Source organism: Methylobacterium phyllostachyos (genome assembly GCF_900103445.1).
In the GTDB taxonomy this organism is placed as follows: domain Bacteria; phylum Pseudomonadota; class Alphaproteobacteria; order Rhizobiales; family Beijerinckiaceae; genus Methylobacterium; species Methylobacterium phyllostachyos.
The window spans coordinates 361,353-368,743 of sequence record NZ_FNHS01000005.1; the positions used below are offsets into that span (position 1 = coordinate 361,353).

8 protein-coding genes are annotated in these 7,391 nt (G+C 66.5%); 4 read left to right on the forward strand and 4 right to left on the reverse strand.

All coding sequences use genetic code 11. The features are described 5' to 3' along the window. Positions 1 to 401 precede the first annotated feature (401 nt). The 4 genes from BLQ49_RS10655 to BLQ49_RS10670 form a co-directional block, all read right to left on the reverse strand. On the reverse strand, positions 402 to 779 hold the full coding sequence (locus BLQ49_RS10655) for a hypothetical protein (protein ID WP_091715670.1): 378 nt from the start codon (positions 777 to 779) through the stop codon (positions 402 to 404). 70 nt (positions 780 to 849) lie between these two features. Continuing rightward, positions 850 to 1,614 carry an amino acid ABC transporter permease gene (locus BLQ49_RS10660; protein WP_091715672.1) on the reverse strand — a complete coding sequence of 255 codons (765 nt, stop codon included), beginning with the start codon at positions 1,612 to 1,614 and terminating at the stop codon, positions 850 to 852. Then, positions 1,611 to 2,342 (reverse strand): amino acid ABC transporter permease, encoded by a 732-nt coding sequence (locus BLQ49_RS10665; protein WP_208859036.1) that lies wholly within the window; start codon positions 2,340 to 2,342, stop codon positions 1,611 to 1,613. Before BLQ49_RS10665 ends, BLQ49_RS10660 begins: the two co-directional genes overlap by 4 nt. A 13-nt stretch (positions 2,343 to 2,355) precedes the next feature. Continuing rightward, positions 2,356 to 3,159, reverse strand: a complete 804-nt coding sequence (locus BLQ49_RS10670) for an ABC transporter substrate-binding protein (protein ID WP_208859037.1) — start codon at positions 3,157 to 3,159, stop codon at positions 2,356 to 2,358. Positions 3,160 to 3,868: 709 nt separating this feature from the next. On the opposite strand from BLQ49_RS10670, the gene rpsL reads away from it, so the two are divergent. From rpsL to BLQ49_RS10690, 4 genes are all read left to right on the forward strand, one after another. Next, positions 3,869 to 4,240, forward strand: a complete 372-nt coding sequence (gene rpsL / locus BLQ49_RS10675; RefSeq protein ID WP_007557568.1) for a 30S ribosomal protein S12 — start codon at positions 3,869 to 3,871, stop codon at positions 4,238 to 4,240. Positions 4,241 to 4,359: 119 nt separating this feature from the next. Then, positions 4,360 to 4,830, forward strand: coding sequence for a 30S ribosomal protein S7 (rpsG, locus tag BLQ49_RS10680; RefSeq protein ID WP_007557567.1), 471 nt, complete (start codon positions 4,360 to 4,362; stop codon positions 4,828 to 4,830). Positions 4,831 to 4,860: 30 nt separating this feature from the next. Continuing rightward, positions 4,861 to 6,936, forward strand: coding sequence for an elongation factor G (fusA, locus tag BLQ49_RS10685; protein WP_091715675.1), 2,076 nt, complete (start codon positions 4,861 to 4,863; stop codon positions 6,934 to 6,936). Between the two features lie 57 nt (positions 6,937 to 6,993). Next, on the forward strand, positions 6,994 to 7,391 hold a 398-nt coding region (locus BLQ49_RS10690), incomplete at its 3' end, for a GTP-binding protein (RefSeq protein WP_143012242.1).

The following is a 7,391-nucleotide window of genomic DNA, read 5'->3' on the forward strand; positions in this document are numbered from 1 at the left end:
GATACTACGGGTCGCCCTGGAAGGCAAGCCGAACCGGGGGGATTTTCGCCGTGACGGCCCGTGACGCGCGCCCTTTCCTGGACAGGCGGGGCTAAGCGGAACCTGATCCGGGATCTCGCACACGAAGCGCCGCGCCAGCGGCACAGGCTGATCCATTCAGACGCTTCGCGACGTCGTGTGCCGGATCTCGGGTTGCATGCCGCTGGCGCTGCATGCGCCCAGGAAAGGGTGTGCGGTCGCTTCTGCAACTGACCCTATACCGTGCAGGCGGCACGACAACCGAGACTGATCTAGGGCTGAGCTCAAGGCTCATAAGGCTGAGCGGTGGCTCGGCACCACGAAACACAAAGGGCCGGCGCGCAGATCTGCACACCGGCCCACATGACACGAAGGCGATTCGATCAGGCGGGCTGGCCGGCCGATTCGAACAGGAAGCCGTCGAGGCTGGGAATCGTGACCGAGGCCCCGCAGGCCGGCTTCGACAGGCGCCAGGGCCGCTCGCCCCGGGCGCGGATCGCCTCCGAGGGGCGCAGGCGACGCATGGTACCGTCCTCCCGCATCTCCTCGATCGCCAGGAAGCCGTAGACCTGGAGGCGCGAGGCCGTGAGCTTGGTCGCGCGATCCTCCGCCGCCAGGACCATGCTGCCGGTGGCGTAGACCGCATCCAGCAGGGAGCGCTGCTCGCTGCGACGGCGATCGCGCGCATCGCGCTCGCTCGGTGCCTGGGCGGGAAGAGGCCGCCGGAACGGAACGACGTTGCTGACCGCGACGCAACCCATACGCATACCCTCGACGCGAACTCAGGGGCGGTCCGGCCGCCCGTTGATCGCGACACTTCGACGGTTTGCTTTAAACTTCCGTAGACCATGGCGGGGCACCCCTGCCCCGATCCGGCACGCCCAGGTGTGACGCAGGCTGGCCGCGGTTCCGCCGGGAGGCCCACTGCGCCCCCTGCGCCAGCGCCGCCGCCAACCGATCGAGGGCGAGGCAGAGCGCGCCGTAGACTGCCCCGACGAACAGGAAGATCTCGGCTGGGTAGACCATCGCGCGGTTGTTCACCTGCGTGGCCACGAAGGACAATTCAGGCACGCCGATCACGTAGGCGAGCGACGTGTCCTTGATCAGCGCCGTCCATTGGTTGACGAAGGACGGCGCCATGGCGCGCATGGCTTGCGGTAGGATGATGACGCGCAACACCTGCCAGCGGCCGAATCCCAACGCGAGGCCAGCCGCCCATTGGCCGGGGCCGATGCTCTCGATCCCCGCCGCCACCCCGTAGGCGAGATAGGCGCCGCCGACGAGCGAGAGCGCCGTCACCACGGTGCCGATCTCCGGCACGGACACGCCGAACAGGATCGGCAGCAGGAAGTAGCTCCAGAAGATCAGCATCACGATCGGAATCGCCCGGAAGAAGCCCAGCCCGAGGACGAGCGCCCGGCGCACCACCCCGGCACTCATCGCGAGCTCGATTCCCAGGACCAGCCCGAGGGCCGCCGAGGCCAAGCCGGACAGGCCGGAGAGAATCAGCGTCAGCGCCAGCCCGCCGATCGGCCCGTCGGGCCAGGCGCCGAGCAGCAGGTAGCCGAGATTGTCTGTGATGACCGCGAGGTTCATGCGCGAGACCCCGCGGCGGCGCGTCGGGCCAGGGCCTGCCCGGCGGCCTCCACCAGGGCGACCGCGCCGATATAGAGGAGCGTGGCGATCCCGAAGGCCTGGAAGGTCTGGAACGTCTCGGTCTCCACCTGCCGGGACGCGTAGGACAGCTCGGCGAGGCCGATCGTCATGGTCAGCGACGTGTTCTTGATCGTGTTCAGGTACTGGCCGACGATCGGCAGCCACGCGACGCGCAGGGCTTGCGGCAGGACGATGTGGCGGAAGGCCTGGACCGGCGTGAGGCCGAGAGCGAGGGCCGCCTCGCGCTGGCCGGCGCGGACGCCGTTGATCCCGGCGCGGCCCTCCTCGGCGATGTAGGCAGCCGCATAGAGCGTCAGGCCGACGAAGCCCGCGAGCGTCTCGTAGGCGGGCCATCGCAGGGTGGTGGGCCCGAGGTCGAGGAGGTGCGGTGTGTTGAGCCAGGCCGTCACATCGCTCGGCAGCAGGGCCGCGACCGCGAAGTACCAGACGAAGAGCTGCACCAGCAGCGGCGTGTTGCGCAGGAGGCCGACGAAGGCAGCCAGCACGCGTCGCGCCGCGGGACCGCCAATCTCCCGCAGGCAGCAGGCTGCGAGGCCTAACGCCGTGCCGACGAAGCAGACTGCCGCCGACAGGGCCAGGGTCACCCCGAAACCCTGCAGCAGCCAGACGAGGTAGCGCGGCGCCAGGAGATCGCCGAACAGGCTCACGTCACCGGCCCGGTCAGTCGTGCTCGCCGATCCGGAACAGGCGCGGCAGCGGCTGGTCGGTGTTCGGGCCGAACCAGCGGTCGTAGATCACTGCCGCCTTGCCGGTCTTCTCCAACTCCCGCAGCGTCTCGTTCACGAGGTCTCGCAGGCGCGTCTCGCCCTTGGGAATGCCGACGCCGATATAGTCGTTGGAGATGCTGAAGGGCGGGATCTCGTAATTCTGCCGGTCCGGTACCTTCGCCAGCAGCCCGACGAGCTTCGGCCCGTCCTGGGTGATCGCCTGGACGTTGCCGTTGCGCAGGGCGGTGAACGCGAAGGGCGTGTCGTCGAAGGCGACCACCGTGGCCTTCGGGAAGTCCCGACGCAGCACGATCTCGTTCACGGTGCCCTTGTCGGCACCTATGCGCAGGCCGTTCAGCTGATCGGGCGACGACAGCGTGCCCTTCTTGGCCAGGAACTGCTGGCCGGAGGCGAAGTACGGGATACTGAAATCGAGCTGCTTGGCGCGCTCCTCCGTGATGGTGAAGTTCGCCAGCACGAGATCGACCTTGCCGGAGGTCATAAGCGGGATGCGATTCGCTGGGTTGGTCGGGCGGACCTCCAGCTTCACGCCGATCTTGTCGGCAATGGCCTGGGCGAAATCGACGTCGAGCCCGGTAATCTGCTTGGTGGCCGGGTCGACGAAGCCGAAGGGCGGGTTGCTGTCGAAGGACGCGACCCGCAGGACACCCGCCTTCCTGATGTCGTCGAGGCGGTCGGCCTGGGCTGCGCCCACCGACAGAAGCGTTGCGAGGGCGAAGGCGAAGAGGCGGCGCACGCTAATCTCCATGGGACGGGACTGCGGCGGGCGAGATCCCGCTCGGCCGTCAGGGTCGAAGACGATCGATCGCATCGGCGGGGCAGGCGACGGCCCGACGAAGATGTTCGTGCCGACATCCAGCGATCGGCCGCATGTTTCCTCCCGGTGGGACAGGAAAGCAACGATTCAGCTTTCCGTTCTTCAGGGCTTTAAGGGTACGGAGTGCCAGCCGCACGAGGCCGGACGTCATAGATCTTCTTTGCCGTCCGGCGGGATGATCCGACGGATCCTTTCCGGACGCTTAAGGTCTCGGGTCTGAGGAGGGTTGTTCGCCCGCAGCCCTCTCGCACCCCGATGCGTCTGGCGCGCGCGAGCCGGTATGCGGCCGCTTCACCGAACCTTAACCTCCAGCGCGGTGCAGATTTCTGGCGCGGATGCATTGACCTCGGGGCCAACCGCGTCTAGAAGCGCGCCACTTCGGACGGCCACCGGCTGCCGACGGCCCCCTCGGATATGTTCCGGACGCCGCCGCAAACGCCCCGCGCGTTCCGAGGAATCAAATCGCCTGACGCTGTAAGTCAGATCCGTAGGTACGAGCGCGTTCGTTTTTGAGCGTGCTCCTCTGCCCGCACCGCGCCGAGGGGCTCTGACCAGCCCTCCGGCGCATATTCGTATTGCGGACTGCTCATCGCGGTCCGGACTAGGTGACCGAGGAAGAGGGCACAGGATGCCGACGATCAACCAGCTGATCGCCCAGCCGCGGAAGATCCAGCGGAGCCGCAACAAGGTTCCGGCGCTCGACGCTTGCCCGCAGAAGCGCGGCGTCTGCACCCGGGTCTACACGACGACCCCGAAGAAGCCGAACTCGGCGCTTCGTAAGGTCGCCAAGGTGCGTCTCACCAACGGCTTCGAGGTGATCGGCTACATCCCGGGTGAGGGCCACAACCTTCAGGAGCACTCCGTGGTGATGATCCGCGGCGGCCGCGTGAAGGATCTTCCGGGCGTGCGCTACCACATCCTGCGCGGCGTGCTCGACACGCAGGGCGTGAAGAACCGCAAGCAGCGCCGTTCGAAGTACGGCGCCAAGCGTCCGAAGTAAGTGCGTCCGAGGTAAGTTTTTCGGGCGTTCACGTTTCCACTGCCTGACAAGGATGTCGCCGGCGAAAGCTCAAGGCGGCCTGCGTCAGGTGCTTAAGACCCAATATTCGAGAGCCAAAAATGTCCCGTCGTCACTCAGCCGAGAAGCGCGAGATCATCCCGGACCCGAAGTACGGGGATGTCGTGCTGACGAAGTTCATGAACTCCATCATGTATGAGGGCAAGAAGTCGACCGCCGAGCGGATCGTCTACGGCGCCTTCGACATCGTCGAGAACCGCGCCCGCGCCAACCCGATCGAGGTGTTCCGCGCCGCCCTCGACAACGTCGCCCCGATGATCGAGGTCCGCTCCCGCCGCGTCGGCGGCGCGACCTACCAGGTCCCCGTCGAGGTGCGCACCGAGCGTCGTCAGGCACTGGCGATCCGCTGGCTGATCCAGGCCGCCCGCTCGCGCAACGACCGTACCATGATCGAGCGTCTCTCCGCCGAGCTGCTCGACGCCGCCAACAACCGCGGCAACGCCGTCAAGAAGCGGGAAGATACGCACCGGATGGCGGAAGCCAACCGCGCCTTCTCGCACTACCGCTGGTAAGCGGTTCCGCCGTCTCTCAGGAGCAATCCGATGCCCCGCACGCACGCGATCGAGGACTACCGTAACTTCGGCATCATGGCCCACATCGATGCCGGCAAGACCACGACCACGGAGCGGATCCTCTACTACACCGGAAAGTCCCACAAGATCGGCGAGGTCCATGAGGGCGCCGCCACCATGGACTGGATGGAGCAGGAGCAGGAGCGCGGCATCACGATCACGTCCGCCGCGACGACGTGCTTCTGGCGCGACAAGCGCCTGAACATCATCGACACCCCCGGCCACGTGGACTTCACCATCGAGGTGGAGCGCTCGCTCCGCGTGCTCGACGGCGCCGTGTGCGTGCTCGACGGCAACCAGGGCGTCGAGCCGCAGACCGAGACTGTGTGGCGTCAGGCCGACAAGTACGACGTGCCGCGCGTCGTGTTCGTCAACAAGATGGACAAGATCGGTGCCGACTTCTTCAAGTGCGTGGCCGACATCATCGACCGCGTCGCCGGCAAGCCCGTGTGCCTGCAGCTGCCGATCGGTGCCGAGTCCAACTTCCAGGGCGTGATCGACCTCATCAAGATGAAGGCGATCGTCTGGTCGGGCGAGGCGCTGGGCGCGAATTACAACGAGGTCGAGATCCCGGCCGACCTGAAGGATCAGGCGGTCGAGTATCGCACCAAGTTGGTCGAGGCCTGCGTCGAGCTCGACGACGAGGCCATGTCCGCCTACCTCGACGGCACCGAGCCGGACGAGGAGGCCATGCGTAAGCTCGTCCGCAAGGCCGTGCAGCTGCGCGCCTTCCACCCGGTGCTCTGCGGCTCGGCGTTCAAGAACAAGGGCGTGCAGCCGCTCCTCGACGCCGTCGTGGACTACCTGCCCTCCCCGGCCGACCGCGGCGAGATCAAGGGCCTCGATTTCAAGACCGAGGAAGAGACCGTCCGTCACCCGACGGATTCGGATCCCTTCTCCATGCTCGCCTTCAAGATCATGGACGATCCCCACGTCGGCACGATCACCTTCTGCCGCGTGTACTCGGGCAAGGTCGACTCGGGCGCCAACGTGCTCAACTCCTCGCGCGACAAGAAAGAGCGCGTCGGCCGCATGCTGCTGATGCACGCCAACAACCGCGAGGACATCAAGGAGGCCTTCGCGGGCGACATCGTCGCCCTGGCCGGCCTTAAGGATACCCGCACGGGCGACACCCTGTGCGATCCGCAGAAGGCCGTCATCCTTGAGAAGATGGAGTTCCCGGAGCCCGTCATCGAGATCGCCGTCGAGCCGAAGTCGAAGGCCGATCAGGAGAAGCTCGGCATCGCGTTGGCGAAGCTCGCCGCCGAGGATCCGTCGTTCCGCGTCTCCACCGACCAGGAATCCGGCCAGACCATCCTCAAGGGGATGGGCGAGCTCCACCTGGACATCAAGGTCGACATCCTGCGCCGCACCTACAAGGTCGACGCGAATATCGGCCAGCCGCAGGTGGCATACCGCGAGAAGCTGACCCGCCGTCAGGAGATCGACTACACGCACAAGAAGCAGACCGGTGGTACCGGTCAGTTCGCCCGCGTGAAGTTCGTCGTCGAGCCGAACGAGCCGGGTGCGGGCTTCGCGTTCGAGTCGAAGATCGTCGGCGGCGCGGTGCCGAAGGAGTACATCCCCGGTGTCGAGAAGGGTCTTAACTCGGTCCTCGGCGCTGGCGTGCTCGCTGGCTTCCCTGTGGTGGACGTGAAGGTCGAGCTGATCGACGGCGCCTACCACGACGTCGACTCCTCGGCGCTCGCCTTCGAGATCGCCTCCCGCGCGGCCTTCCGTGAGGCCCTGCAGAAGGGCGGCTCGGTTCTGCTCGAGCCGGTGATGAAGGTCGAGGTCGTCTCGCCGGAAGAGTACACCGGCTCGGTCATCGGCGACCTCAACGCCCGCCGTGGCCAGATCCAGGGCCAGGACATGCGGGGCAACGCCAACGTCATCAACGCGATGGTGCCGCTGGCCAACATGTTCGGCTACGTGAACCAGCTGCGCTCCTTCTCCCAAGGTCGCGCCAACTTCACGATGCAGTTCGACCACTACGAAGAGGTGCCGCGCGGCGAGGCCGAGAAGGTCATCGCCAAGTACGCCTAAGGCTCACGCCTAGGTATCTCTTCTTCCGCAACGCGAATTCGAATCTAGGAGGCTCTGATGGGCAAGGAAAAGTTCTCCCGCACCAAGCCGCACTGCAACATCGGGACGATCGGCCACGTCGATCACGGCAAGACGTCTTTGACGGCGGCGATCACGAAGGTGCTGGCTGAGACGGGCGGCGCGACGTTCACGGCCTACGACCAGATCGACAAGGCGCCGGAGGAGAAGGCGCGCGGGATCACGATCTCGACGGCGCACGTGGAGTACGAGACGACGAACCGGCACTACGCCCACGTCGACTGCCCCGGCCACGCCGACTACGTGAAGAACATGATCACGGGCGCGGCGCAGATGGACGGCGCGATCCTGGTGGTGTCGGCGGCCGACGGCCCGATGCCGCAGACCCGCGAGCACATCCTGCTGGCGCGTCAGGTCGGCGTGCCGGCGCTGGTGGT

What these genes read in the sequence shown, in the direction of transcription:
- BLQ49_RS10655 (WP_091715670.1), bottom strand. Translation starts at nt 779, where the DNA reads ATGGGTTGCGTCGCGGTCAGCAACGTCGTTCCGTTCCGGCGGCCTCTT.
- BLQ49_RS10660 (WP_091715672.1), bottom strand. Translation starts at nt 1,614, where the DNA reads ATGAACCTCGCGGTCATCACAGACAATCTCGGCTACCTGCTGCTCGGC.
- rpsL (WP_007557568.1), top strand. Translation starts at nt 3,869, where the DNA reads ATGCCGACGATCAACCAGCTGATCGCCCAGCCGCGGAAGATCCAGCGG.
- rpsG (WP_007557567.1), top strand. Translation starts at nt 4,360, where the DNA reads ATGTCCCGTCGTCACTCAGCCGAGAAGCGCGAGATCATCCCGGACCCG.
- fusA (WP_091715675.1), top strand. Translation starts at nt 4,861, where the DNA reads ATGCCCCGCACGCACGCGATCGAGGACTACCGTAACTTCGGCATCATG.